The organism is Peristeroidobacter agariperforans (assembly GCF_004138335.1).
In the GTDB taxonomy this organism is placed as follows: domain Bacteria; phylum Pseudomonadota; class Gammaproteobacteria; order Steroidobacterales; family Steroidobacteraceae; genus Steroidobacter; species Steroidobacter agariperforans.
In genome coordinates this window covers 2,562,325-2,589,168 of sequence record NZ_RYFW01000001.1, presented here as the reverse complement: position 1 = coordinate 2,589,168, position 26,844 = coordinate 2,562,325, and the positions used below count along the sequence as shown (strand labels likewise).

General features: G+C 62.0%; 20 protein-coding genes. 7 read left to right on the top strand and 13 right to left on the bottom strand.

The genetic code is table 11. The annotated features are described in order from the left end of the window. Window positions 1-85 precede the first annotated feature (85 nt). Window positions 86-2,119 carry a carboxypeptidase regulatory-like domain-containing protein gene (locus EK373_RS11255; protein WP_129642744.1) on the top strand — a complete coding sequence of 678 codons (2,034 nt, stop codon included), beginning with the start codon at window positions 86-88 and terminating at the stop codon, window positions 2,117-2,119. 6 nt (window positions 2,120-2,125) lie between these two features. Here EK373_RS11255 and EK373_RS11250 read toward each other — a convergent pair whose 3' ends face one another. The 3 genes from EK373_RS11250 to EK373_RS11240 all read right to left on the bottom strand — a co-directional run bounded on the left by EK373_RS11250 (window position 2,126) and on the right by EK373_RS11240 (window position 7,077). Next, window positions 2,126-4,267, bottom strand: coding sequence for a glycoside hydrolase family 3 N-terminal domain-containing protein (locus EK373_RS11250; protein ID WP_407676193.1), 2,142 nt, complete (start codon window positions 4,265-4,267; stop codon window positions 2,126-2,128). A gap of 154 nt (window positions 4,268-4,421) precedes the next feature. Next, a complete protein-coding gene (locus EK373_RS11245; protein ID WP_129642742.1) occupies window positions 4,422-6,605 on the bottom strand; it encodes a xanthine dehydrogenase family protein molybdopterin-binding subunit in 2,184 nt (727 codons plus the stop codon). A 10-nt stretch (window positions 6,606-6,615) separates the two neighbouring features. Next, window positions 6,616-7,077 (bottom strand): (2Fe-2S)-binding protein, encoded by a 462-nt coding sequence (locus EK373_RS11240; protein WP_129642741.1) that lies wholly within the window; start codon window positions 7,075-7,077, stop codon window positions 6,616-6,618. A gap of 223 nt (window positions 7,078-7,300) precedes the next feature. On the opposite strand from EK373_RS11240, the gene EK373_RS11235 reads away from it, so the two are divergent. Beyond that, entirely contained in the window at window positions 7,301-8,386 is a 1,086-nt protein-coding gene (locus EK373_RS11235) for a zinc-binding dehydrogenase (protein ID WP_129643619.1), read from the top strand. A 1-nt stretch (window position 8,387) separates the two neighbouring features. Here the strand turns inward: EK373_RS11235 and EK373_RS11230 are convergent, their stop codons facing one another. Next, on the bottom strand, window positions 8,388-9,350 hold the full coding sequence (locus EK373_RS11230) for a VanZ family protein (protein ID WP_129642740.1): 963 nt from the start codon (window positions 9,348-9,350) through the stop codon (window positions 8,388-8,390). Between the two features lie 17 nt (window positions 9,351-9,367). On the opposite strand from EK373_RS11230, the gene EK373_RS11225 reads away from it, so the two are divergent. From EK373_RS11225 to EK373_RS11210, 5 genes are all read left to right on the top strand, one after another. Then, window positions 9,368-10,270, top strand: coding sequence for an NUDIX hydrolase (locus tag EK373_RS11225; RefSeq protein ID WP_129642739.1), 903 nt, complete (start codon window positions 9,368-9,370; stop codon window positions 10,268-10,270). A gap of 124 nt (window positions 10,271-10,394) precedes the next feature. Continuing rightward, the gene (locus tag EK373_RS11220; RefSeq protein ID WP_129642738.1) at window positions 10,395-11,402 is read left to right on the top strand and encodes a transposase; all 1,008 of its coding nucleotides are present in this window, start codon (window positions 10,395-10,397) and stop codon (window positions 11,400-11,402) included. Window positions 11,403-12,061: 659 nt separating this feature from the next. After that, a complete protein-coding gene (locus tag EK373_RS33975) occupies window positions 12,062-12,193 on the top strand; it encodes a hypothetical protein (RefSeq protein WP_269813421.1) in 132 nt (43 codons plus the stop codon). Between the two features lie 139 nt (window positions 12,194-12,332). After that, window positions 12,333-13,070: a lasso peptide biosynthesis B2 protein gene (locus tag EK373_RS11215; RefSeq protein ID WP_129642737.1), complete on the top strand. Its 738-nt coding sequence runs from the start codon at window positions 12,333-12,335 to the stop codon at window positions 13,068-13,070. 11 nt (window positions 13,071-13,081) lie between these two features. Next, window positions 13,082-14,935, top strand: coding sequence for an asparagine synthase-related protein (locus EK373_RS11210; protein WP_157994323.1), 1,854 nt, complete (start codon window positions 13,082-13,084; stop codon window positions 14,933-14,935). Window positions 14,936-14,938: 3 nt separating this feature from the next. On the opposite strand, the gene EK373_RS11205 is transcribed toward EK373_RS11210, so the two are convergent. The 9 genes from EK373_RS11205 to EK373_RS11165 all read right to left on the bottom strand — a co-directional run bounded on the left by EK373_RS11205 (window position 14,939) and on the right by EK373_RS11165 (window position 26,743). Further along, window positions 14,939-17,959 (bottom strand): TonB-dependent receptor, encoded by a 3,021-nt coding sequence (locus EK373_RS11205; RefSeq protein ID WP_129642735.1) that lies wholly within the window; start codon window positions 17,957-17,959, stop codon window positions 14,939-14,941. Between the two features lie 160 nt (window positions 17,960-18,119). Further along, on the bottom strand, window positions 18,120-19,367 hold the full coding sequence (locus tag EK373_RS11200; protein WP_157994322.1) for a FecR family protein: 1,248 nt from the start codon (window positions 19,365-19,367) through the stop codon (window positions 18,120-18,122). Further along, complete coding sequence (locus EK373_RS11195) at window positions 19,364-20,011, bottom strand: RNA polymerase sigma factor (RefSeq protein WP_157994321.1); 648 nt, start codon at window positions 20,009-20,011, stop codon at window positions 19,364-19,366. The genes EK373_RS11200 and EK373_RS11195 overlap by 4 nt, the downstream gene beginning before the upstream one ends. 96 nt (window positions 20,012-20,107) lie before the next feature. After that, window positions 20,108-21,133: a FecR family protein gene (locus EK373_RS11190; protein ID WP_129642732.1), complete on the bottom strand. Its 1,026-nt coding sequence runs from the start codon at window positions 21,131-21,133 to the stop codon at window positions 20,108-20,110. Between the two features lie 228 nt (window positions 21,134-21,361). After that, entirely contained in the window at window positions 21,362-22,414 is a 1,053-nt protein-coding gene (locus tag EK373_RS11185; protein WP_129642731.1) for a FecR family protein, read from the bottom strand. Between the two features lie 28 nt (window positions 22,415-22,442). Beyond that, window positions 22,443-23,048: an RNA polymerase sigma factor gene (locus tag EK373_RS11180; protein ID WP_129642730.1), complete on the bottom strand. Its 606-nt coding sequence runs from the start codon at window positions 23,046-23,048 to the stop codon at window positions 22,443-22,445. A 164-nt stretch (window positions 23,049-23,212) separates the two neighbouring features. After that, a complete protein-coding gene (locus tag EK373_RS11175; protein WP_129642729.1) occupies window positions 23,213-23,938 on the bottom strand; it encodes a GntR family transcriptional regulator in 726 nt (241 codons plus the stop codon). Window positions 23,939-24,455: 517 nt separating this feature from the next. Further along, the gene (locus EK373_RS11170) at window positions 24,456-25,448 is read right to left on the bottom strand and encodes an NAD(P)H-quinone oxidoreductase (RefSeq protein ID WP_129642728.1); all 993 of its coding nucleotides are present in this window, start codon (window positions 25,446-25,448) and stop codon (window positions 24,456-24,458) included. Between the two features lie 38 nt (window positions 25,449-25,486). Continuing rightward, window positions 25,487-26,743 carry a Yip1 family protein gene (locus EK373_RS11165; protein WP_129642727.1) on the bottom strand — a complete coding sequence of 419 codons (1,257 nt, stop codon included), beginning with the start codon at window positions 26,741-26,743 and terminating at the stop codon, window positions 25,487-25,489. Window positions 26,744-26,844 lie beyond the last annotated feature (101 nt).

The window sequence follows — 26,844 nt, the reverse complement described above, 5'->3', positions numbered from 1 at the left end:
CGACACCCGTTCATGCCCGCAGACCGCACGCCAAACAGCCCTTCCGGGAGTATGCTCGACGCCAGGCTTCGTTCGGGCTCTCGCCATGGATCGTCGTCGCACCGTCCTGCTGATTCTCGGGCTGATAGTTTGCCTGGGTCTGCTGAGTCGTTGGGTCATGCGCCCCGACGCAGTCGACGCACCCCCGACGCCCTCAAGCCCGGTTACACAGGCCGCCCCACTGGCAACCGAGCCTGCGGTCGTCGAGCCCCCTCCGCTCGCTGCCGAAACCCAGGATGCGGTACCGGTCGCGGGACCCGAAGTCTTCCGGGGCCGGGTCATCGATGCGGTCAGCCGCCAGCCGGTGCGTGCGTTCCAGCTGGAATTCCACCCGCACTTTCAGCCCGGCTCGCCAGCTCCGGAAGCGCAGTCGTATCGAACCAAGGACGGGCGCTTTGCAGTTCGGGGACTGCCGGACGGTGTCTGGACCATCTACACGACGGCCCGCGGCTATCAGCGTTTCGAGCTGGCCGACCTGAGCATTTCCAGCAGCAAGGCGGTCGAGGAGATATTGATCCCGATGCAAGCGGGGCTGGTGCTGCGGGGTCGGGTCTTCGATGAAACGACGAACGAAGGCGTGGGCGCCGCGAAGATCAGCTTTCGCGAGGCGCACGTGGGGCGCTATGAAGGCAACTTCCGCAATCGGCCTTCGACAACCTCCAAGGCCGACGGCTCGTTCGCGCTCGACGGCGTTACCCCCGGATCGGTGCGAGTCGCCATCGAAGCGCAAAACTATGTCTCGCGTGAGCTCGACGTATTCATCCGTCCGAAAGCGCCACCTCTGGAAGTTGCGTTATCGACGGGCGGCACGATCACTGGCTATCTCGCGGGCGCTGACGGCATTACGCCGGTCGCTGGTTTTGCCAGCCTCCGGCATCTGGAGGAGAACAGCACCAAAGCGCGTCAGTCCAGCAGCGCCGGCGAGTTCACGTTCAACCGCCTGACCGCCGGCCGGTATGAACTCGTCGGCCGCGGCGGATCGTTGAGCGGCAAGCGGGAGATCACGCTATCTCACAATGAGCGGCTCGCAGGTGTCGTGTTGGCGATGAGCGCGAATCACAACATCAGCGGGGTCGTCTCTGGCTTGCGGCCTGAAGAGCTCCAGCGCGTGAATGTGTTTCTATTTCGCGAAGGCGGACAGGACGTACACTCACCGCAATCCACCGTGGATGCCAACGGAGCTTACGAACTTACCGGGGTCTCGCCCGGCCGGGTGCGGATCGTTGCCAGCATCGGCGCCGGGCGGAAGGTCACCAAGGTCGTAGAAATGCCTGAGGGCAGCGACCTCGCCGTGAACATCGAATTCAAGCGCAGCTTCAGTTTGACGGGACGTATCACGCGCGGCGGCAAGCCGGTGGCTGGAGCCGCGGTGGAGCCGAACTCACTGACCGCAAGCGCAGGCGAGTTTCTTACGCAGGGTGCAGTCACCTCGCCGGAGGGCGACTATGCTTTAGAGTACCTGCCGGACGGGGAATATTCGCTCATCGTGGGGTATTCGTATGTCACCCCGTCGGTGCGAGTCTCCGAAGACACGGTGTTCGACATCGAAGTGCCCGAGTCTCAACTGGCCGGTCGAGTGCTCGAAGAAGGAGGCAAAGTGCCCGTGGTCGGCGCCGTGGTGGGTCTCATTCCGGCTCAGCCTGGCGGCAATGGGCGCAGAAACTGGACCGGCGGCACCTCCGATCATTTCGGGCAATTCTCGGTGCTCGGCCTGCAACCGGGCGATTTCCTGCTGACCGCGTACAAGCCTGGCTTCGAGTTGTATCGCGTACCGTTCGCGTATGGCTCGCCTATCTCGGACATGGTGATTCCCCTGCGCCGCGGCCGAGGCGTGGAGGTTCGAGTGCGTGATGCAGAAAGTGGCAAGACGGTGAGCACGGCGCGTGCCCTCGAACTACTCAGGGGTTCGGCCGGCATTGTCGTGCACTTGAGCCCCGACCAGAACGGCGTGAGCTACCTGCCAGGCGGACTTGCGGGCAGCTCGCTGAGGATCAGTGCCAATGGCTACGCCTCGAACGTCATCAACGACTGGAACGGTCAGCAGCTGGAAGTGAGCTTGCAACGACAGTCCGCGCAATGAGCTGCGTCAGCCCGCTTTCAATTCAAAACGTTCGCTGACACCCGTGGTGGCCGATGGCGAGACCCAGACATCGAACTCGCCGGGCTCGGCACCCCACTGCATCTGTGAGTTGTAAAATGCGAGCTGCCGACGAGTCAGCGTGAACTGCACTTCGGTGGATGCACCCGGAGGCAAACGAACTTTCTTGAACCCCTTCAGCTCCCGGATCGGTCGCGTCATGCTCGCCGCGCGATCGCGAATGTAGAGCTGAGCGACCTCCTCGGCCTCGCGTTCGCCGATGTTCGTGATTTTAGCGGTGATGGTCAGAGTTGCGTTCCAAGCCAGCGACTCGGCGCTGAGCTGCGGCCGTCCGTACTCGAATCGTGAGTAAGTGAGACCGTGGCCGAACGAATACAGCGCCTCGTTCGACACTTCGCGATAACGCGCTTTGAACGCAGGCCCTTCGTCGCCTTGCGGCCGGCCCGTCGTGCGACGGTTATAGAAATACGGTTGCTGGCCCGAATCCTGCGGAAAGCTCACCGGCAGCCGACCGCTCGGGCTGTAATCGCCGAACAGCACATCGGCAATCGCGCTACCCGTCTCCGTACCGAGGAACCAGGTGGTAACGATCGCCTGCGCTTCACGCACAGCGCCCTCGAGTGCGAGCGCCCGGCCGTTTCGTAACAGCACGACCAGCGGCTTGCCGACTTTCGCGACGGCTTCTACCAAATGCTGCTGGGGCGCAGGCACGATGATCTGAGTCCTCGACTGCGCTTCGCCCGACATATCCTGCCCTTCGCCAATCGCGAGCACGACCACATCGGCTGCGCGAGCCGCGGCGACAGCGGCGTCGATGCCGCCGTCGATCGGCTTCTCGATCCTCGAGCCAAGCGTCACGGTCAACAGCGACTTATCCGCCAACGCCGCACGCATGCCCTGCTCGACGCTGACATCGTGATCGGGCTTGGCCCAGGGCGCCCACGGCCCGGCGAGATTCAGCGTGTCGTTGGCGAAAGGACCGATGAGCGCGATCTTCCTGCCCGATTTGGGCAGCGGCAGCAGATTATCTTCGTTCTTGAGCAGCACGATGGAAGCACGCGCACTCTCGCGAGCGATGGCCCGCAACTGCGGCGTCATCGTGTTCTGCTTCTCGACTTCAGGGTTGAGCGAGCGATACGGATTGTCGAACAAGCCGAGCAAATGTTTGGTGCGCAACACGCGTCGCACCGATTCGTCGACGACTGCCATTGGCAGATCGCCGCTGGTCACCAGATCGGGCAGATAAAGATTGTAGAGATCGCTCTGCATGCTGATGTCCACGCCGGCGAGGATGGCGAGCCGCGCCGCTTCGCGATCATCCTTGGCAACTCCGTGCATCACCAATTCCTTGTCGGCGGTGTAGTCGGACACCACCATGCCGCGGAACTTCCATTGTTCGCGCAGCAGTCCAGTCATCAGCTCGCGATTGGCCGACATCGGCACGCCGTTGATGTCGTTGAACGAGCTCATCGTGGACAGCGCGCCCGCATCGAAGGCAGCTTTGAATGGCGGCAGGTAGACCTCGTGCAACGTCTGCTCGGACATCTCGACAGTGTTGTAGTCCATGCCGCCCATGGCCGCCCCATACGCGACGAAATGTTTGGGGCAGGCCAGCAGACTGTCCTCGTCGGTGAGGCTCTTGCCTTGAAAGCCTCGCACCCGTGCGGCGGCCAGCGCCGATCCCAAAAAAGGATCCTCCCCCGACCCTTCTGCCACGCGGCCCCAGCGCTGATCCCGACCGATGTCGACCATCGGCGCAAACGTCCAGTGCAGACCGTTGGCGGTCGATTCGATAGCGGCGGCGCGTGCCGTGCGCTCGGCCAACTGGAGATCGAAGCTCGCAGCTTCGCCCAAAGGAATGGGAAAGACCGTGTAGAGACCGTGCAGAACATCGGCGCCGAAAATCAGCGGGATCTTCAGGCGCGATTCTTCGACGGCGATGCGTTGAATGGCGCGGGCGCCGGCGGCGCCGAAACCGTTGAAAACGCCGATCAACCGGCCTTCGCGTACGCGCTTCGCGAGATTGTCGTCGACCGGCGGACCGGCCTCGGGATTGATCTGCGTCTTGGGCGTCAGACGCGTCATGTCGGAGAAGATGCTGAGCTGACCCGCCTTCTCCTGCAGGTTCATTTTCGCGATCAGCGCTTCGATGTGTTGTTCGGCGCTCTTGCTGAGCGAGCTCGCGCACGCTGCCCGCTCGGCTAGAGCGAGCAGCGTGAGAGACGACGCACCGAGTAGAAATTTCCGACGAGTAAAGGCGCTGGCGGCTGGATTCATCGAACCATTATGCCAGCTTCACTCCTTGCGCCGACAAAGGCAGCGAGCGCGTGGGCTTGCCGTCGATCTGCGCCAGCGCATTCGCCAGCGCCGGCGCAATCACCGGCGTGCCCGGCTCGCCCACGCCCGTGGGCTTGTTCCTGGACGGCACGATGTGCGTTTCGACCGCCGGCATCTCGTTGATGCGCAGGACCGGGTAATCGTCGAAGTTCCCTTGTTCGACGCGGCCTTCCTTCAACGTCACCGCGCCCATCAGCGCAGCCGACAATCCGTAGCCGATGCCGGATTCCATCTGCATGGCGACGATGTTCGGATTCACTGCAATACCGCAGTCCACCGCGCACACCACGCTGACCAGCTTCGGACCGTTCGGCGTCTTCTTCAGCTTCGCAACCTGGCCGACGACGCTGTTGAAGGACTCGTGCAACGCCAGGCCGTAGATCTCATCGGCGGCGCGCTGCTTCTTCCAACCGGACTTCTCCGCGACTAGATCGAGCACGGCCAGATGACGAGGATGTTTCTCCAGCAGCGAACGCCGCAGGGCATACGGATCCTGCTTGGTCTCGCGCGCGATGTCGTCAAGGAAACATTCGGTGGAGAACGCCGTGTGCGTCGAACCCACCGAGCGCCACCACAACACCGGCACCTTCGGCTCCGTAGTGTGCAACTCCACCTGCAGATTCGGAATGTGATACGGCAGATTCTGCGCGCCCTCCACCGAGGTGAAGTCGATCTTGCTCTTGGTGTCGAAGAACGTGCCGCGCGTGATCGACTGACCGACGATGCGATGCTGCCAGGCGACGATCTTGCCCTGCGCGTCCACGCCGGCCTTCAGCCAATGAACATACATCGGCCGGTAATACCCGGCCTGCATGTCATCTTCACGCGTCCAGACGAGCTTCACCGGATCGGGCGTGCCCATCGCCTTGGCGATCGCCACGGTTTCCACCAGATAATCCGACAGCGGATTGGCGCGACGGCCAAAGCTGCCACCGGCGTAGAGCTGATTGATCTTCACATCCTTCGGCGCGATGCCCAGCAGCTTTGCGATATTCATCTGGTCGGCGGTCTGGAACTGCTCGCCGTTCCACACTTCGCACGAACCCTGGCCGAGCTGCACGACGCAGTTCATCGGCTCCATCGCCGCATGCGCCAGATACGGGAACTCGTAGGTCGCCTCGAAGGTGCGAGCCGCCGAGGCAAACGCCTTCTCGACGTCGCCTTCCTGTTTTGCGATGTCGCCGGGTTGTTTGCTGAGCTCGCGATATTCCTTCAGCATCTCATCGGAGCTCTGCTTGAAGGCGTTCGACTCGTCCCACTCGACGCTCAGCGCGTCACGGCCCTTCTTCGCGGCCCAGAAATCAGTGGCGACGACGGCAACACCGGCACGAGCCGGCGTTTCGAACGCGACCACTGCCTTCACGCCTTTGATCTCCTTGGCCTTGCTGGCGTCGAAGTTCTTCACCTTGCCGCCAAAGCGCGGCGCATGAGCGACGACCGCGGTCAGCATGCCCGGCAGCTTGAAATCCTGCGTGAAGATCGCCTTGCCGGTCGACTTCGCTCTGCTGTCGACGCGCGGTGCGCTCTTGCCGATACGGTTGTAAGCGGAAGGATCTTTCGGCTTCACCTCGGCCGGCACCGGCAGCTTCGCCGCATCTGCCACCAGCTCACCGAAGCGCGCCGACTTGCCAGACTTGTGCTGAACGACACCCGCTGCAATCGTGATCTCGCTGGCGGGCACGTTCCAACGATTGGCCGCTGCCGTCACCAACATGGCGCGCGCCGTGGCGCCAGCCTTCTTCAACTGATCGTATGAATTCGCGATCGCGGTGCTGCCACCGGTGCCCTGGAACGGACCGAACGCGAGGTTGTTATAAAGTTTCGCGTCGGCGGGCGCGCCCTCGACCCGAATCTGATTCCAGTCGGCGTCGAGCTCTTCGGCAACGATAGTCGCCAGGCCCGTGTAGGCGCCCTGCCCCATCTCGACGTGCTTGGACAACACGGTCACGGTGCTGTCCTGGTCGATGCGCACGAATGCATTCGGCACGAACGTGCCGGCCTTCGTGGCATCGGCTGCGTTGGCTTGCGCGCCACCGGCGGGCAGCCACATGGCGACCGTCAACACGGCGCCGCCTTTCAGCACGTCACGACGAGTTGCGTGGATCCTTGCGTCTTGTTCGATTGCGCTCATGTTCGTCTCCTCAGGTCGTCAACGAGCCAGCGGCGCGCTTGATCGCCGCGCGAATGCGCACATACGTGGCGCAACGACACACATTGCCCGACATCGCTGCATCGATATCCGCATCGGTGGGCTTGTTGTTGGTGACGAGCAGAGCGGTCGCGCTCATGATCTGTCCCGACTGGCAGTAACCACACTGCGGCACGTCTTCGGCGATCCATGCATCCTGCACGGCCTTGCCGACCTTGGACTGACCGACGGCTTCGATGGTCGTGATCTTGCTCGAGGCCACCGCCGATACCGGCAACACACAGCTGCGAGTGGCATTGCCGTCGATGTGCACGGTGCAGGCTCCGCACAGCGCCTTGCCGCAGCCGAACTTGCTGCCCGTCATGCCCAGATGATCACGCAACACCCACAGCAACGGTGTATCGGGCTCGGCGTCGGTCTGGACCTTCTGGCCATTGATATCGAGCGTGATCATGGAAGACCTCGGTTGGCGTCTGGCTACCTGGAAGCGGGCTCGAATCTTACTCCGGCGCGACTGCAGCCGGGTTGCACAATCCTGCCCGATTCCGCACAGCGCATCGGCGAAAGTCGAGATTCATCAAGACGTGGATGAGCGACGATCTGACCGATTGCTCCATCCCTGCGATGTGCGTAGGCTCGCCCTCCACTTCCAGATCGAGAGGAACAGCATCGTGCCAATGGATGTCCGCGCCGCCGTCGTGCATGGCCCGAACCAGCCGTTCGTCATGGAAACGCTGCAACTGGACGGACCGCGCGAAGGCGAAGTCCTGGTGCACATCAAGACCACCGGTCTGTGCCACTCCGACCTGCACGTCTACGAAGGCAAGTTGCCTTGGGCGTTTCCTGCATTGCTCGGCCATGAGGCCGCGGGCGTGGTCGTCGAGTGCGGTCCGGGCGTCACCAAGTTCAAGCCGGGCGACCACGTCATTCCATTTTTGATTCCTCACTGCGAAAAGTGCGGCTACTGTCATTCCACCAAGACCAATCTGTGTGTCGAAGCGTTCTCGCGTTTGAAACCGGGCGAGTCGCGCTTCTCCCTGAACGGCAAGCCGGTGACGCAGCTGTGGGGGCTCGGCACCTTCGCCGACTACTCGGTGTTGCCCGTGAACATGCTCGCCAAGGTGCGCGATGACGCGCCCTTCGATCCGATCTGCTACATCGGCTGCGGAGCCACTACAGGCTTGGGCGCCGCGTTGTTTGCAGCCAAGGTCGAAGCTGGCAGCTCGGTCGTGATCTTCGGGCTCGGCGGCATCGGGCTGAATGTCGTGCAAGGCGCTCGCCTGGCAGGCGCGAAGAGAATCATCGGCGTCGATACCAATCCGGCCAAGGAGGCGATCGCACGTCAGTTCGGCGCGACGGACTTCGTCAACCCCAAGACTGTCGAGAAGCTCACCAGCCACTTGATGAAGCTGACCGCGGGCGGCGCGGACTACACCTTCGAGTGCATCGGCAATCCGCAAGTCATGCGCCAGGCGTTTGAGTGCACCAATCCGGCGTGGGGCACGAGTTACGTCGTGGGCGTCGCTCCGCAGGGCGCGGAGGTCACGTCATATCCGGGCCATCTGATGATGGGCCGGCATTGGACCGGCTGCTACATGGGCGGCGCGCGTGTCACCAAGCTGCCGGAGATCGTGGACTGGTATGTCGATAAGAAGATCGACCTGGACTCGCTGGTCACGCATCGGCTCAAGCTCGAGCAGATCAACGAAGGCTTCGAGCTGATGCGCAAGGGCGAGTCGATCCGCTCCGTGATCGTGCTCTGATCTATTCCAGCCACGCGCGCGAGAAATACAGCTCGCTCGCGCGTGGCGAATCTTCGGTCCGAAAAATAATCATCCCCGCGACGTGGCGGAGGTCCAGCTCGCGCGTGCTCGGACCCGCCGCCACATCCTGCAATGGAATGCGAATGATCTGGCGTGTCCGAGGCGCGAGCTCGAAGCGCCTGTTGAATCGATCGCTCCATTCATTGTTGTGAGCGGCGTCGTGCACCCTGAGCACGAGCTGCAGCGGCAGTGGCGTTGGATTGGTCAGATCGACTGCCAGCGTCGAATAGCCGCTCCAATCCGGTCGCAGCTCGATGAAATCCAGTCCGGGGAAAGCAGTGTCGAACAATTCGACGTGCATCGCCGCCTCGCCCTCTTTGCTCGCCCACGGGGTGGGCAGTTTTGCGGGCGAGAATTTGGCCCACTGCTGCAGGATGAAGTAGCGATCGTAGCGCTCGGTGAAGTCCGCCAACACCGGAAAGCGCGCATCTCTTTGCTGATACTTCATTGCCGCTCGCGTCACCGGCGCAACCGCGACGGCAAGCGCCACCGTGCCGATCATTGCAGCGGCAACTCGAACGGCGCCCGGGTGCGTCGAGGCGCGGACTCGCGAATCGAACGCGGCAAAAATGCCCAGCAGCGCGAGCGCGCCGACGACATCGTGTAATGCGTCTTCCACCGAGGCATCGCGCCCGGTAAGGATTTGTAGCAGCTCGGTCAGGATGCCCAGCAGCAACGCCGCCGCCAGCGCCAGCGCATACTGGCCCGCCAGGCCCACGGAGGCGAAGCGCGGATGACCGCGAACGAGGAACAATGTCAGCAGGGAAACGCAGCCAAAAACGGGCGCGTGCGCCGAGTTGTGTAATGTCCTGATCCAGCGCGTATCGCCCTGGACTGGCGCGAACACCACCGCCGCCAGCAAAATGCCAATCGCCAACAGCGCGATCCAGTAAGCGCGCTTCACCGGAGCGATCCGATATCGTGAACAATCCAGCCAGTCCGCCACCTGCCATCCCTCGTCACGCGGCCAGCGTGCTCCTGCTGCGTGAACAGCAGGGCGCGATCGAAGTCCTGTTGACGCGTCGACACGAAAACCTTGCGTTCATGGGCGGCATGTGGGTGTTTCCGGGCGGCACGCTGTGCCCCGCCGATACATCGGCGCAGTCGCTTGCGCTGATTCCCGAGGCTGCGCGCGCCGGCTGTCATCGCCTGAGCGATCTCGAAGGCAATGCGCTGCCGACGACTACGTGTTTGGGGCTGGCTATCGCGGCGGCTCGCGAGACGTTCGAAGAAACGGGCGTGCTGCTGGCGACGACTGCGGAAGGAGACCATTGTGGAAGCGAGCGACTGGCGCGACTGCATGACCGACAGCGCGCAATCGTCTCACAACCCGAGCTGTTTGCCACCTCGTTGCACGAAGAACGCCTGCAACTGGATGTGCGCCGCCTGGTCTACTGGTCGCACTGGATCACTCCATCGACGGTGCCGAAGCGATTCGATACGCGCTTCTTCCTCGCCAGCTTGCCGCCGGAACAGAGCGCGACCGTCGATAGCATCGAAGCAACGGAGCTGTGCTGGATGACTCCAGCAGCACTCATCGCAGCCTCTGATGACGGCACGATGACGCTTTCGCGACCGACGCTTTACAACTTGATGGAGCTTGACGCCAGCGTGCGACAGCACGTTTCCCTAAACGCAATTCTCGCTGCTGAAATGCAGCGAGACGTCGCGCCGGTGTTGCCCAAGATACGCAAAGTCGAACGTATGATCGTCATGCCATGGGATGCGGAATATCACGTGTTGAGTAGCGAAGGCGTGTCGCCTGATATTTCTTATCCGCAGCGCTTGCGCTCGCTGCCCTCGCGCACGAGCAGCGAGCGTTGACACAACAAAATATATGAATGCATGTCCCTTGGCGCCAGACTAGAGTCCTCCGGCACGGACAGCATAAGCGCGATCGCAATGAGCGCGCCGTGAGGTCAGGGAAGCTCACCAGGAGGTTTGCAGGATGTCTCGACGGCAACGGCTCCATGTTGCGGGCGGTACGTATTACGTCGTTCAACATGGCAACACACATCATCCGATCTTTTCTCAACCCGAGGACTACGCGCTGTTCGAGCGCTTGCTCGCGACCGGTCTGCGTCGTACCAACGCCCGCGTGCACGGCTATTGCTGGACACCGCAAGCCATTCATCTGATCTTGCAGATCGACGAAATCTCAGTGGGCCGCATCATGCAAGGCCTCACCAGTCGCTACGCACGCAGCATGCATCGTCGCATCGGCGAGTCCGGACATTTTTTTCGGCAGCGTTATAAAGCGGTATTGATCGACCCGAAACATTACCTGCTCAAGCTGCTGCACTACCTGCACCACATTCCGGTATTGGGCGGGCTGGCGGAGCATTCCGGTGCGGCTGAACACACCAGCCATGGCACGTATCTACGCCAGTCCGCCACCCCTTGGCTGACGACGCGCACCGCGTTACGGCTGCTCGAGCTCAAAGACGGCGGCACCGAGTACGAGGCATTCATGGCTCGTTGCCCCGAACCCGAAGACGTCGTCCAGTTCGAGCGCGTCGGCTCGAACGATCTGCGCGTCATCGGCAGCACCGAGTTCCTCGAGAACCTGCCTCGCAACTCGCGCACCTATCGCAGCAAAGCGTCGCTCGATCAGATCATTCACACCGTCACCTGTCGCATGGGTGTGGAGCGCGACCTGGTGCTGTCGAACTCGCGTCAGCGCGAATTCACCTTGGTGCGTGCATTGATCGCGTGGTACGCGACAGAACGAGGTGTAGCGACATTGAGCGAGGTGGCGCGCTGCCTGCGTCGCGATCCATCGACCCTGTCGATGGCGATCAGTCGCTATCGCACGCGTCGGCCGGAGCTGTTCAAGATCACGGCCATGCACGACATCTCACCGCTGGTGCCGATAGGCGGCAGCGCCAAGGTTCACTATTGGGATGGCGCCGCCGAAGCCCGCGACGGCGACGATGAGGACCGGCAGGCAATATAGCGAGGGAGAAGGGGCAGTGACGTGAAGGCGTGTCGAAAGGGCCTCGGCCGCTTTCGACCAGAAGAATGGGGCGTTGCTGTGCTCGGCAACGCCCCGGCTGGCGGGCCAAGCCACGCTTTGCGCACGCGGGAGGAACGGCCTCTATCCTTGAGCTGCCGATGTCGGCAGTTCCTCCCGCTGCGAGACGTTGCGCGAGCGCTGCGGCCGCCAGCACGGCGCCGCTCGCAGCATTGGCAAGCGCCAGCGGCAGTCGTTGCTTCGCAGACTCCCCGGCAGCCGGCCAGAAAAGCTGCAATACCTCGCGCACGGCTTGCAGTAGCTGGCAGATTCCCTTCGATGCGCTCTGAGCTCAACCATGGTCACCCTCCCGGCACCGAACCATGCCACAGCGCTTCAGCTCCGGCGGGCGCGTGCGGCTAGTGCCTCGACAATCGAGGCAATCGAGTCAGTGACAGGCGTTGTGCTTTTTGCTTCGTGCGCAACTCACGGCGGTGGCGATTTTGAGGGTTGCTACTTAATAGGAAACGGCAGAAAGACGGACGGCTTGCGGAATTCCGTAGATATATTTGGCCGTCCCCTCAAAGGTATATTGACGCCGGCACGCAAACCTTGCAGCGTTAGCAACGCTGGAGGACTGTTGCTTCATCGAGGGAAAGATCATGACGGACAAGCAAGAAGGAATGGAGATCGAATTACTCGATCTCGGCGATGCGACGATCGAGACCAAGCAGTATGGGGCGTACCCTCAAACATTCGACTCCATCTTTGTATTGGGGGAAAGAGTGCCTTGACGGGAGGTCCCTCAAGGACAACCTATAGTCAATGAAGTGGGCCATTGATGGGCAGGGCTCGCGCGCAAGCGCGTGCCCTGTTTAGAAGAACCAGCGATAGCAGATCGATCTTTCTGGGACGATTTTTGGCAGTCTGGCCATGCACACTGAAAAAGCGTACTGGCTGCCGTCGCACGTGCGGGCGTGCTCGACAGCAACTGGCACTGTGTTACTGGACCTGCAGCGCAATCGCTATTTCGGCGTTGGCCGGAATGAAACCATCGCGCTCCGCTCACTCGCGGGAAACTGGCAGAGTCTCGCACCTGCTCCGGCCACTTTCGCCAGCGACGCCGAGCCGCTGCCCATTCAAGAAGCCGTGAGCATCGCAGACAAGCTCGTTCAGGCGGGGCTGCTCAGTAATAGCGCTCCCGAGCCTGCCGCATTCACGATCACGCAAGTGGACTTGCAGAGCCTGCTCACCAGCGTCGGCCACGAAGTCGATCGCAAATCGGCGATTCGCTGGCGCCACATGGTCAGCTTCCTGCGCGCTTGCACGTGGGCGCGCCGCTCGGTGCGATCGCGAAGTTTGTTTCTCGTGGCCGAGGACATCGGCAAGCAGAAAAATGTCGCTGGCGCGCCATTCGACAACGATCGGGCGATCGAGCTGGTCGGCATCTTTCGCCGGCTACGGCCTCACACGTTCGCGGCGCGCGATCAATGTTTGTTTCATGCATTGGCGCTAGTGCGTTTTCTTGCTTACTACGACGTGTACCCGACGTGGGTGATCGGCGTGCGCACCAAGCCATGGGCGGCACACAGCTGGGTACAGCAAGGGACACTGCTGCTCGACGCCAATCCCGAACAGGTTTGCGAGTACACGCCGATTCTCGCGATCTAGGGAGCGTGGCGATGTTTCGATATCTCGGGATGGTGTGGGACGACTCGAGCCCACAACAACAAGAAACAGCTCAGCTGATCGCCAAACGTCTGCGCGAGCTCTCGCCTGCATGGCGAGAGGAATTCTCCGCGGCCGGGATGCAAGTGTTTTGCGCGGGTGCTCGCGACCCAGCGCTCCAACTGCACCGGGTCGGCGACCAGGGCGGCCTCGTCATCGGCTCGCTGCTGGCGCGCAGTCGGGATTTGTTTTCTCCCGCGCCGGCCGAACTGCTCCGCTTCGACGCGGCGCAGAGCCGATCCTTTGTGCAGAGTCGCGGCAAATGGCTGATCGATCATGCCTGGGGCGACTATGTCGCCTTTGGCCACGACGCCGCCGGTGGTTACAAGTGGGTGCTGAAAGATCCGACGGGTCTGCTGCCCTGTCTGCGCACCGAATTTCGCGGCGTGAGCGTTTTCTTTTCACGCATCGCGGACTGCCTCGATCTGCACCTGCGCTTTACCGTCAACGAAACTTTCCTGCGCTCGCTGATGATGCTCGGAACTACTTTCGAGGACGCATCGTCGCTCAACGAAGCGTCCCCGGTGCGCCGAGGCGAGTGCATCGAGTTCGAGCGAGACAGCTCGGGCTGGCACAGCAGTCGCAAGCTGTACTGGACGCCAGTCGATTACACCGGAGCCGAGGATCTCATCGAAGATCCACAAACAGCCGCGCCGGCCATGCACAGCGTGATCAAAGGCGCCTCTGCCGGCCTGGCGCGCCTGCACCGTTCCTTGTTATTGAGATTGTCGGGTGGCCTCGACTCCTCGATCATGGCCGGCTGCCTCAAGGGCACGACCGAACGATTCACCGCCTACACTTATTTCAGCCCCGTCGGCCGTTCCGACGAGCGTCCCTGGGCGCGGCTCGCCGCCGCGCACGCCGGCTGCGAGCACATCGAGTTTCCGCTCCAGGCTCTGGATATGGACCTGACCCTCGGGCTGCGCATGCCGCCGTCTCCCGAGCCCTCGCCGCTGCTTGGCTTCATCCAGCGCAACACGGTCGAGCGGGGACTGATCGAGCGCACGCAAGCCACCGCCATCTTCAGCGGCGACGGCGGCGATTCGGGCTTTTGCAGCGACTCGGTGGTCTTTGCGGTGCCGGAGTTCTTGCGGCAGCATGGCGTCACCCCTGGCCTGTTCCGCCTCGCCTCGCAAGTCGCGCTGCTCACGGAAAAGTCCAGCTGGACCGTGCTCACCGGCGCTGTCCGCAGGGTCATGGCCAAACAGAACACCGGCATGCCGCGCGATCGCGTCCTCGCTGCGAGCCAGTTGGTCAGTCCCGAGATCAAGCACGCCTTTGAAGGCCACTACAGCGTGTCGCATCCCTGGTTCCAAGGGCAGCGCCGCGTGCCCTGGGACAAGATCCGACGCATCGGAACGTTGATGATGGCGCCTGATTACTACTCCGTCGCGACACCGGCCGATGCGCCGGTACCCGAGATCGTTTCCCCACTGTACTCGCAGCCGGCAATCGAGCTGTTGCTGAGGATTCCCATCCACACTCACTTTCATCGCGGGCGCGATCGGGGGCTCGCGCGACTGGCGTTCGCGGCGGAAGCGCCCGAACCCATCCTGCGGCGCCTGTGGAAAGATCGCGCGCCGGGCTTTCACGATCAGCTGCTCGAACGCGAGCGGCCGTTCCTGAAAGAAACATTGCTGGATGGGGTGCTGGCGCGCAACGGCCTGCTGGATCGGCCGCTGCTCGAGGAAGTGCTGTCGCCCGGCCCGACCAAGAACACGGTGTTTCCGGGCGAAATCTTTCGCCACCTCGATTCGGAGCTGTGGGCGCGCCATTGGCTCGGCAATTCGCAATCCCAACCGAAGTGAAGCTCAGAATCCTTTGGACAGTCGCAGATAACTGAAGCGGCCGATCAAATCGCCCTGCGACGAATCGAAGCCCAACGCGAATCCGATGTCGGAAAACGGCGCCAGCTCGTCGAATACATTCTTCACGCCCAGCTGCAGTTTGAAGTCGTCCCACAGCAGATTCCGCCCGAGCAACTCATCGATCGCGAAGCTCGCCTGCACATCCACGATCGCGCGCTCAGGCAGGCGCCGGCCGGTCAGTCCGGCAGTGCCGACATCCAAGTATCCGGGCGACCAATCCATCGTTGTGGACAACCCCACACCCTTGCGCTTCCAGCCCAAGCTGCCGACGACGCGCCACCGTGGTATGGATCCCGCCGGATTCGCAATACCGACGCGATCGACGGTGGGCACCCCGGGCGCCTCGACGCTCGTGAATTCGTCGATCCAGGTAGCCGACAATCGCGGCGTGAAATCGCCCCAGCGCGTGCTCAGCTCGTACCTCGCCTCGACGTCGATACCGCTGGTGCTGAGCCGTCCGAAATTCATTCGCGATATATCCAGCTGCAGCAGCCGGCCCGGCATACCGGCAGCGATATCGGCCTGTGTCGGCGCATCGCGCAGAATGCGGTCGCGAAACGACTCCTCGTTCGCAAGCAGCGACGTGAAATGCAGGAATGTCACGCGATGCTCGGTCTGGATCCGCCAATAGTTTGCGAGCAGCCGCAGACCAGGCAGCGCGCTCGGCGTAAGAACGAAGCCCGTCGTCATCGAGTCGGCCTCGATCGGCCGAAGATTCGGATTACCGCCCGCGACGAACGTTACCGGGCTCAACGCATAGTTGCGGGCGGGATCGCGGACCGACGCATTCGTCACGCTTGTGCGAGGAGCGTGCAACTCGAATAGCGACGGCGGGCGAAAGCTCGTCCCATAGGAACCGCGCAACAACACGCCCTCGGCCGGCCGCCACAGCAAGCCGAATTGTGGATTCAGCGAGCTGCCAAAATCGCTGTAATCGTCGACACGCGCGGCCAGCGTCATGGACAAGACGTCGCCATGACTCGATGCCGCGGGCCCGATTAGCGGCACGCGCAACTCAGTGAAAGCCGCGCGCACGTCCCGGCCGTTATTGACGGGCAATGTGCGGTCGTCATAGACCATTTCTTCATCGCGCCATTCGCCGCCCACCACCGCTTGCACGGCGCCCGCCGGCAATTCGAACATCTCGCCTTGCAAGAACGCCGACAGCTGGCGGCCGCGCGACAAGTGCCTGCTCTGTTCTGGATCGACCAACGAAGCCAGCAACTCATGGCTGCCCGCGGGCCCGTCGACGAAAGGATTCAAGGCACGCGCCGGATCTGTTTCCGCGAGCGCCGCATCGAGGCGCGTGGCACTCAGATCGATAGTGCTCAGAGCATCGTCTGTCTCGGTACTGGCGATTGCCGCGACTTCCCACTGCCACCTGGAACTCAGCCAGCCTCGCAGCCCGAACGCGCCCCGTAACCAATCCATATCGTGCTCGAAGCGGCGCGGCTCGAGGCCATCCAGAATGAAGTCCACCAACACCGGCTGGCCAAATGGATTGAAAGGATTTTGCGCCGGCACCAGCGCGCTCTGGACGGGGTAAGGACCTTCCTGTGAATTCACCCGTCGGTTGGTATAGAGCACTTCGGCGAACGCCATCAGATCTGGCGTCATATCGTACTCACCGAACACGGCCACGCTCCGCTGCTCCGCTGCGGGCACTATGGACAAAGCGTTCAGCGTGCTGGTGCGATTGCGAACGCCAGCGGTCGCGACGAAATCTTGTGGCGTGAGCCCGATGCCGCTACTGCCTTCGGGCACCATCGCAAAAGACGAAGACAGTCCTGGCAGGTTCGCGCCACTCAATGATCTCACGGTGCCGGGCACGCCGGCCGCCGATCGATAGTCCTCGCCGCCATAGCGCGTGTAGTCCTGATCGCGCCACAGCTCGCGCTCGCCCCCCAACAGGGAATCACGTCGGTAGTAATCGAAGATCATCGAGGACCGCAGACGCTCGGTCCGGTAGCCCAGGCTGAACGAGGCACGCAACTGATCTGCGCCGCCACGGGCGCCGCCGTACTGAACATCGAGCACCGGTTGCGGGATCTCTTTCTTCAACACCACATTGATCACGCCGCCCATGGCGTCTGCGCCGTAGATCGCAGAGGCCGAATCTGACAGCACTTCGATCCGCTCCACCGCAGCAAGCGGAATGCTGTTCAGATCGAAGGCATTGAGCGTCAGGCTGTTCGAGGTGGGCACGACGCGCCGGCCGTTGATGAGAATCAGCGTGGTGTCGACGCCGATACCGCGCATCTGCGAGTACTCGGCGCCATTGGTGTAATAGTGCTCGGCGCGATTGAACGGCTGTTGCGGCAAATAGCGCAGCACATCCGGAATCGAAGCCGCACCGAAATCGTCGATCATCCGGCGAGTGAACACCTGCACCGGCGCGGGCCCTTCGCCATTGCGATCGATGCGCGAACCGATGACGATCACTTCGTCGACGCGCTCGATGTCGGGCTTCCCGATGATCGCATTCGAGCCCGCGCGCCCGACGACCGTCAAACTTTCTTCCGGGGGTTGCTGCTGCTTGCGCAGATAAGGCTGTCCTTCGGCCAGCCGGCTTCGATCTTGATCGGAGCCGCTCACGCCATTGCGAGGCGCGCCGAGCAGTGACGGCGCCATGACGACGAGCGAGCGCTCATTGGTCCGCCGATAGGTCAATCCGCTCTCTGCCAGCAGCCGGGTCAATGCGACTTCTGCGGTGAACTTGCCCCGCAGCGGCCCTACCAGCCGGGCCTGATCGGTTTGCGCGTCCGGCCAGAAGCTGATCAGCAGGCCGGTTTGGGTGGTGAAGTCTTTCAACGCCTCGATGATGGGCAGGCGTGGAATATCGAGCACGTATTCCGGTGCGGCAGGCGCCTGTTCGCGGGCGTGTTGAGCGAGCGCCGTCTCGGGCCACACACAGCCGGAAAGAACGGCCGCCACGACTCCGGCGATGACCTGTTTCGCGACCATCTTCCCCAGCAAGATCCGTTTGACACCGGGGACTGACCCCGCCGCTGAATGAATACGAATCTACCGTACCGCGTTGCGACGCGCTGTGACTTTGTTACTTAGGGAGGCACCCGGATCGAAAATATATCTTTATGCGGATGCCGGACCGATAGCGATCGGTTCAGATCGGATTTGGATTCACCGACGGCGGCGCCGCGGCGCTTGACTCGCCGATCTCCGCCGACTCGGAAATTTCGGCATCGGGCCGGCGTAGCTCGATGCGCAGGACGTTGGGATCGTCTCGCACGACCGCGATATCCGGATTGGTCGCCAGCGCGGCGACGAACGATTCAGGATCGGTGGCGCTGCCTCGGAAAAACGACAGTCGGCGTGCGGCGATCGACGGCTCGGCGACCGAGATCTTCAGCCGATTGAAGCGATTGAAGTCGCTGGCCACCGCGCCGACCGTGGTGTTCTGGTAAACCAGCCAGCCTTCGGCCCAGGCCTGCTCGTAATTCACATTCACCTTTTCCTTGGCGACGGGCTTGGCGCGCGTGGACCGCGTGATCGAGACTTGATCGCCCGCGGTCAGCGCGACGCCCCCGGTGGTTTCGGCAATCTGTGCGGGAGCTACCGACAGGGCGCCACGAACGGCATGGCGACCATCGCGATAGAGCGCGACCGTGCCTTCCGTGACTGCAACGACATCTTTTCCACCGAGCCGCGAGACACGAAACTCCGTGCCAATCGCCAGCACGCCGACCATCTCCGACTCAACATAGAACGGCCGCGCGCGATCCTCCGCGACGTCGAACATCGCTTCGCCGCGCACCAGGCGGATCGTGCGGTGATCGTCACCAAACGACACTCGCAACAGCGAGTCGGGCCCCACGCGAACTTTCGTACCGTCGGTGAGCGACTCCGTACGCCACTCGCCCAGCTCGGTTTCGATGGCCCGATCGAGCCACGCCACTTTCGCCATGAAGCCCAGCAAGAACGACACTGCAAGACCGGCGACTGCAGCCGCCACCTTCCACTGCCGGACAGGGCGCCGCCGGGGCCGGATCGAAGAGTCGTCCATCAAATCGAGCCGCATCGAATCGGACCCGCCCCACGGACGCTGCTCGTCGAGATCGACGACATTGGAGCTTGCTCCGCCCGCCATCTCCCTGGACTCGCCTTGGAGCTTGGCGGCGCGCAGCACCTGATAGACCTGCTGGATGCGGAGCAATTCAGCGATGTGAGCCGGGGACTGTTTCAGCCAGCGCACATTGCGCTCGCGATGGCGCATTCCCATGCGATCGTCGCGCAGCCGTACGAACCATTCGGCTGCTTCGTTGCTCAGGGACATTCGGGTGACCTGTTCCTGGCCGTCGTCGTTCAGGCTTCCTTGCATGCCATCATCCTCATCGCCCAGGGGCCTGGTCACAGGTCCTCCAATCGCAACTGCATGCGCAACGTACTGTAGGCACGCGTGAGATCGCGCAATACGATCCGGTACGTCAGCCCCCTCAGCTGAGCGATCTGCTTATAGGTGAGGCCCTCGTTCACGTGTAACAACAAAACCTCGCGTTGCCGTGGCGGCAGCCGGTCGACGGCAGCCTGCACGTATTCATTGGCCCGCGTCCTGGCGAAGGTGTTTTCCGGTTCCTCGCCGGCCTCGATCTGCAGTTCCTCGAGCCAGCTATCGTCATGCGGCTTGCGGACTCGGGAGCGCTCGCGCCACTCGTTGGCGACATTGGCCGCGATCCGGAACAGGTAGCCCTGCGGGTTGTCCACGGCGACATCGTCGCTATAGCGCAGCAGGCGCAGGAACACTTCCTGGGCAAGGTCGTCGATGTCCCCCGGCGGCACCGAGGCACGGTTCCGCAGCCAACTGCGGATGGGCTTGCGCCACTTGCCAAACCACTCAATCAGCCGGCCGTCGCGGTATTCACGCGGACGGGACGCGGCATTCGGAGCTTCGCCGTGCAGTTTTTCAGGGCGCAAGTCGTCCTGGTCGCTCCGTTCATCCTCCTCCCTGGACGAATTCCAACGATCTTGGTCACCCGACTGCTTGTGCCGATCGATCACTGAGTCAGAGCTAGCTGGCCGAGAGAAATTTATCCCTCGCCTGTTTGACTGGCTTACGGAGGCGACTCATCCCCTCCACATTAAGTTGAACGGCGCCTACCGCCGCTCCAGCCGCAGGGCGTGGGTGCTGGTTTTCCCTGGATAGCCCTCGTACCAGCGATTGATCTTGCTCACGAACTCTTCGGGCTGGCTCGGCCGGAAGCTCAGCAGGTTCACCCGCAGCCGTAACACTTGAGGATCGTCGACGATCACCTGCGAATCGTTCAGCAGATTCAGCTGCGCGACGATGTCGCCGACACGCTCGCCTTCGTACTCGTACCAGTCACGCAGCCACATCAACTCGCGATCGGCATCCACCGAAACCGGCGTGCTCACTCCGGTCGATGACAGCACTACTTGCTGATTCGCAATCGCATGCACCATGGGCTGCACACCCCCGCGAACCGCCGTCGCGGTCACCGCAACCTTGCCCTCGGCCACAGTGACGAGCACGCTATCGCCCAGATCGGACGTTGAAAAGGCGGTGCCGACGGCGCGCACCGTGCCCTCATCGGTGGACACGATGAACGGCCAAGCCGGTTGCTTCGCCACTTCGAACAAAGCCTGGCCGCGCACGAGCGCGACCCCGCGCATCTCCTCGGTGAAGTGAAACCGCAGCTTGGTGTGCGGGCCGGCATACACCACCGTGCCATCCTTCAGGAGTTGTTTTTCCCAACTCCCCGAAGCAGTGCTGATGACCCGGTCAGTGCCGACCACGCTCACCCACAGAGTCGCGATCACAGCGAGCACGACACTCCCCGCAAGAGCGAGCCTCGTGAGATTGAAGCGTGAGCGCGCGACGGCTGGCTGTTGCAACGGTCGTGGGCGCGGACGCACCGTGTCCGCATATGAATCGAAATCAACCACGTTCTTCGGCAGATCGCGCCGAACGCGCTTTTTGAACGCGCCTTCCAGAAACGCATCCATCAAACAAAGGCGGCCCAGCTCTTCGACGTTCGCGCGCGATTGCAGCCAGACGCGAAACTCACGCCGTAAATCCTGGTCCAGCTCACCCAACTTGAGCCGCTGGTGCCATTCCACGGCCTGTTTGATCACAGCGCCCTGTTCTGGTGTTGGATTCATGGATCCCGGTCCCCGCTGGCTGCCGCAGCAGCTCACCGACGCCAATTCTTCCGTCGTGGACTGGTAGAGCCCGTTGACTCACCAGTCGTTGCAGCTTACGTGTGAAGCAAGCCGTGGAGTCTCCCGCGCCTAAAAGAAGACCGGGCGTAAGCAGCACTCCATCCCTGGGGAATGTGACGATGTTCAGGAAAAACGCCGCCGCAAAGCAGCGTTTTTCCGCTCCGGCGATTACTCGGGTAGTAGTCGAATGACGCTCGCGCTTTCGTAAGCGACCTGCACGTCAGGACGCGCCGCGAGCATGAGCACGAACGTTTCGGGATCGTCGAGCTTTACTGTCGTGAAAGGCATGGCAATCGCACCGATGGCGGGATCGGTCATGACCACCTTCAAGCGATTGCGACGATTGAACTGTTCGATCGCTTCGCGCACCGTCTCGCCGCGAAATTCGTAGTAGCCCGTGGCCCACTGCAACTCACGCGACGCATCGACTTGTTTGACCGGCTGCACGCCGGTGTCCGACAAAATGATCTGTTGGTCTTGGACCAACTCGGCCAAGTCGGCGCTGCGATCGATCGTAACGATGCGAGCGTCGTTGTGTTTGCTCACTGCAACTTTGCCGTGAGCGACCGTCACGACAGCGGTCGATGCATTCATCAACGACACACCAAACTCTGTACCGACCGCGCGCACGTCGCCAATTTGCGTCGTCACGACAAACGGACGATCGGGATCCTTCGCAACTTCGAAGACCGCCTCGCCTTCGCTGAGCACGATGGTGCGGCGGCTTGCATCGAACGACCAACGCAACCGGGTATTCGGCCCGATGCGCAACACACTGCCATCGCTGAGCATTGCCCGATCCCATTGGCCCGGACCGGTGGCGATGCGCGTATCGAAGTAGGTGGCCTTGACCGCCCATCCGGCAACGACGGTGAACGCAACTCCCGCGACCACTGCGGCAACTTTCATCAGGCGCGCACGTCGGCGCTTCATTCGCAGCGCCTCTTGATGTACGACAGTCAGACCGCGCGGTCCAAACGGAATCACATTCTCCGGATCGGTGTCCGGCGCCGAGCGCATGTGCAGCTTCGCTTTGCGTCCGTAGCCGTGATAGCGATAGATATCGAGCAGGGCTTCGACATGACGGTCGGACGTCTTCAGCCACGTCAGATACTCGCGCCGCTCGTGCGGCGACAGATCGTTCGCCACCAGACGCACGAACCAACCCGCCGCCTGCTCGCTCAAGAGCGCGTCGATCTCGGATTCGCTGTCTTGTTTCATACCTCTTGCCCTCAATGGCCTGCTCTTGCTAGAGGTCTTCAGCCTTCAACTGCATGCGCAGCGTGGCGTAAGCGCGGGTCAGATCCCTTAGAACGATCCGGTAGGTCACATTCAAGCGATCGGCGATTTCTTTGTACGTCAGACCCTCGTTGACGTGCAGCAACAGCACTTCGCGCTGCCGCTTCGGCAAGCGATCGACCGCGGTCTGCAAGTGCTTGCTGACGCGGTTCTGGAAGGCAGTGTTGTCAGGCTGATCGGCCGGATCGATCTGCAGCTCATCGAGCCAGCTCCGATCGTGCGGCTGGCGCACGCGCGAGCGATCTCGCCATTCGTTAGCAACGTTCGCCGCGATCCTGAACAGATAGCCTTGGGGATTCTCGACCGCGATGTCGTCGCTATATCGTAGCAGCCGTAGAAACACTTCCTGCGCAAGATCATCCACTTCTGCGCGCGGCACGGAGGCGCGACTCGAAAACCAGCTGCGAATCGGCTTGCGCCACCGGCCGAACCAGAGTGCGAGGCGATCGTTACGGGTTTCCATCAATGTCGCGCCGTCCTGCTCGGCGACATCGGGCTGCGGCGCTTGCGCGAGCACCCGCTCGCGGCGCTCCTGGTGCTTGTGGCGGTCGATCACTAGATTTCCCTATGTTTCGGCAGCACGACCCGCCTGCTGCAATTATCTCACCCGCTAATGCAAGTGTGCCTGCGCGCGGCGGCGTGCGTCATTAGGTACTGACCGGGAGCGAGCCCCATGCTAGCCCCCGGAGGCCAAGAATGCCTCCGGAGGGCGCAATGGCATTATTTATTTTCGGCAAGAAACGGCCGAAATAGCAGCTCTTTGCAAATTGCCGACACCAGTTCACGACGCTTCTGGTGATATGTCTGCAGCGCGAGCTGCAATTGTTCCTTGTTGTTCTCGCTGTACAGCTGACGTAACCGCGCCAGCTCATCGAACGCATCTTCGATGATCTCGCCCTCGATCATGCGTGCGTGGTGCAACCGATCGTTGAAGTTACGAACGATATCCGCGAGCTCGCCGATGCCCGAGCGCGTCGCGATGCGCACGAACAGATCGTCGACGGTGCGCGTCAGCTGATCGGGCTTGTCCGACAACGGCACCGACGCGAAGATCTTCGAAGTCACTTTCGAGTCCTCGTCGAGCGACGCCCCCGCATTCCACTCTCGAATCGCCGAGTCGAGCAATGTTTGATTCAGCGTGTACAGCCCGCGCAATTCATCTTCCGATGCGGTCTTGGCGAAGAAGCCCCGCTTCGGCGCAAACACGATCAATCGTTCCGCGGCGAGCCTCGTCAACGCCTCTCGCACTGGCGTAGTACTGACGCCGAGTTCTTCGGCGAGGGTACCGATCTGCAACAACTGCCCTGGCGCGAGTGTATGAGCCAGCAGCAACGACTTGATTCGATCATAGATGCCTTCCACGGCGTGATCGCTGCTGGCCTTGCGGCTGCCGCTCTCGTCGCGTTTCAACACAAAGATTCGCTTGCTTGGATCCGTCGAGAGCATGGTGCGCCCTCCGTAGTTGACCTGAAGATGAAGCCCTTTTGAGACGTCGAAGTCCCACCCTGGTGTTCTGTCGTCACCCCTACCCCCCGGCAGCGCGATTCTGGTAATGCGCCTTCAGAATTGATGTGCGAGAGAAATCTTCGGCGGGCGCCGTGGATCCGCGAGAGCAGGCGCGAGGCCTCAAGTCGAACAACTCGAATCGATGCATGGCCGAATCCCTCAACCACTACCCGCTGATGACGCCGAAAAATCCCTTTAGATCAGGTGGCTGCAAGCCAGGCCCGTCTATCGACGCCGCAATATTCCCGGTAACACTGGTTGCCGCCGATGCAATGTGCGGCGCGGCATCTCAAGCCATACGCAGCGATACAGGGTCGGCAAAAGCTACCAGAGCCCGCCGTGATGCATCGGCGAAGTAACGGCAAATTCGGAAAGTGCCTAGAGATGAACTCTCAAAGAGGGCCGGTCTTAGCGACTTTTTAATTCGACTTTCGAGATGTGCTAAGAAACGGCGATATCAGGCGGCCGCCGGCTCGACTGTGAGCACGATTTTCCCTCGATGCGCGCTACTTTCCATATACGCATGAGCCTCATTCGCACGTTCCAGCGGAAACACGCGGTCGACGATGGGCTTGATCTCGCCACGCGCCAGCAACGGCCAGACCGCTTCCAGCAAGCGGGCCTTGATGAATCGTTTGAATGTCACATCCCGCGGACGCAGTGCCGAGCCCGTGATCACCAGTCTGCGCTGAAGAACACGCAGCAAGTCAGCCTCGCCTTTGATGCCGCCTTGTGTGGCAATGATCACCAGCCTGCCCTCGACGGCCAGCGTAGCAATGTTTTTTGACAAGTAACTACCGCCCACCATGTCGAGCAGCACATTGACGCCGCGCTTGCCGGTTTCTTCAGCGATTACAGCGACGAAATCTTCGGTCTTGTAGTTGATGGCGCGCCTCGCGCCGAGCTGTTCGCAGAAACGACATTTGTCGTCGCTGCCCGCAGTCGTGAACACGGTGTGACCCAGCGCTTTTGCAAGCTGAATGGCGGACACACCAATCCCACTGGAACCGCCGTGCACCAGCAACGTCTCGCCGGGCTGCAGACGCCCGAACTCGAACACATTGCTCCACACGGTGAAATACGCCTCGGGCAGCGATGCCGCTTCGACCATGCCGAGCGTGCCAGGAATCGGCAGCACTTGCGCTTCGTCCACCGCGCAGTATTCAGCGTAGCCGCCGCCTTGTAACAGCGCGCAGACCTTGTCGCCGACTTTGAATTCGCGAACGGCGGATCCGACTGCCGCCACGACACCGGCGCATTCCAAACCAGGATGGCTCGGCGCACCGGGCGGCGGCGGATAGCCGCCCTTGCGCTGGAGCACGTCCGCACGATTGATGCCCGCCGCCGCAACCTGGATGAGCACTTCGGTCGGTTGCGGCGTCGGCGTGGGACGCTGCGCGACGACGAGTGCCTCAGGACCACCGGGTTGTGGAACATCGACGATCTTCATATCTGCACCTCAACCCGGTTCGTCATCGCTCGCGTGCGTCAGTTCTTGACGCCTTCGGTCCGCAGGTCGGCGAGGCCGTCGAGATCCACCTGCTCCGCCACCTCACGCAGCTCAGCCACACTCTCCGCTGCGCCTTCGACCTTCACGGTGAACCGATCGCCGACTACCACGGTGTACTGCCCCTGCGAGGCATTGCTGTCCCACTCTTCATGCATCAAACGATCGTCCTCGCGAAAAGTTTTCTCGTGGCGACCATTTTCCTCCCGCTCGCCTTCCACGCCGGCCCAGCTGGCCAGGCCCAGCAAGCCCTTGGCATTGCCGGCGTCGGTGATTTCCAGCCGAACCTCCCGGCCCGAATCGTTGGAGTACGTCGCCGTCGCCGTCGAGACCTGCAGCCCGAGTGCGCCACTGCGCTCGGCGGACAGGCTCGAGCGATTCAGGCCCGCGAGCTCCTCGGGAACGAAGGACTTCAAGCGATCCGGCGTCAGTGACTCCACCTGCTGACCGCCGCCGAGCGCGGCGCCGAACACGGCCTTCATCGCCTCTTCCTGAGCCGCTTGATCGCCCGACTTCTGAGCCTCTTCGAGCTTCTTGTTGGCGGCTTCCATTTCCTCGCTCCACTTCTGCATCTTGCCGAGCGTGCTGTCTTCGTCGAACTGCACGTCATCGTCGCCGCTCGAAGAGCTGTAGGTCGCGCCGCTCATCATGCTGCCGACGCCTGCGATACCGCCGACCACCACGCCGACGATGGCGCCCACCACGATCGCAATGATGACGATCACGGCGGTATAACCGGCCGCCTTTTCCGGCGGACACTTCATCGTCTGCGGCAAGCCGAGATACATCAAATAAATGCTGTAGATGGCGCCGGCAATCATCAACAGCATGCCCAGCCAGGGAAGGATCTGCGCGATGCCTGCCACCCAGCTGGCGGTGTACGCGTACACGACGACCTTGAATGCCTGGATGCTATTTTTCTGACCGCCGAAACTCGGCGCCAGCGCATCGACGATCAGCGCCAGCACATAGAGCATCGCAAGCGCCAGCACATAGCTCATGACCATCGTGGTCAGGCCTGCGCCGATGCCGATGCGGACCGTGCCGGCGAACATGACCGACGTGCCGATCACGCTCATCTTAAGGAAAGTGAAGATCGCTGGAATCGCGGCCAGCCAGATGGCGTAGCCCTTGTACAGGTCGGCGACGGTGGTCGGCTCGCCGGCGATCACCGGCCACTCGCTTTTGGGGGACAGCAAAATGGCTTTGGCGCGAGCCATTAACTTATTGAGATCCACAGGGACTCTCCTGATTCGTAGTAAGAGGTTGGCGCTGGAGGCGATGCAGTCCCGCCGGCGACTCCGACCGGTGCCAATAAGTATCTAATTTATCTAGGAAA

Excerpts from the sequence above, each read along its gene's own strand:
- EK373_RS11255 (WP_129642744.1), top strand. The coding sequence starts at position 86 with ATGGATCGTCGTCGCACCGTCCTGCTGATTCTCGGGCTGATAGTTTGC.
- EK373_RS11250 (WP_407676193.1), bottom strand. The coding sequence starts at position 4,267 with ATGAACCTGCAGGAGAAGGCGGGTCAGCTCAGCATCTTCTCCGACATG.
- EK373_RS11245 (WP_129642742.1), bottom strand. The coding sequence starts at position 6,605 with ATGAGCGCAATCGAACAAGACGCAAGGATCCACGCAACTCGTCGTGAC.
- EK373_RS11240 (WP_129642741.1), bottom strand. The coding sequence starts at position 7,077 with ATGATCACGCTCGATATCAATGGCCAGAAGGTCCAGACCGACGCCGAG.
- EK373_RS11235 (WP_129643619.1), top strand. The coding sequence starts at position 7,301 with ATGGATGTCCGCGCCGCCGTCGTGCATGGCCCGAACCAGCCGTTCGTC.
- EK373_RS11220 (WP_129642738.1), top strand. The coding sequence starts at position 10,395 with ATGTCTCGACGGCAACGGCTCCATGTTGCGGGCGGTACGTATTACGTC.
- EK373_RS33975 (WP_269813421.1), top strand. The coding sequence starts at position 12,062 with ATGACGGACAAGCAAGAAGGAATGGAGATCGAATTACTCGATCTCGGC.
- EK373_RS11215 (WP_129642737.1), top strand. The coding sequence starts at position 12,333 with ATGCACACTGAAAAAGCGTACTGGCTGCCGTCGCACGTGCGGGCGTGC.
- EK373_RS11210 (WP_157994323.1), top strand. The coding sequence starts at position 13,082 with ATGTTTCGATATCTCGGGATGGTGTGGGACGACTCGAGCCCACAACAA.
- EK373_RS11205 (WP_129642735.1), bottom strand. The coding sequence starts at position 17,959 with ATGGTCGCGAAACAGGTCATCGCCGGAGTCGTGGCGGCCGTTCTTTCC.
- EK373_RS11190 (WP_129642732.1), bottom strand. The coding sequence starts at position 21,133 with ATGAATCCAACACCAGAACAGGGCGCTGTGATCAAACAGGCCGTGGAA.
- EK373_RS11185 (WP_129642731.1), bottom strand. The coding sequence starts at position 22,414 with ATGAAACAAGACAGCGAATCCGAGATCGACGCGCTCTTGAGCGAGCAG.
- EK373_RS11175 (WP_129642729.1), bottom strand. The coding sequence starts at position 23,938 with ATGCTCTCGACGGATCCAAGCAAGCGAATCTTTGTGTTGAAACGCGAC.
- EK373_RS11170 (WP_129642728.1), bottom strand. The coding sequence starts at position 25,448 with ATGAAGATCGTCGATGTTCCACAACCCGGTGGTCCTGAGGCACTCGTC.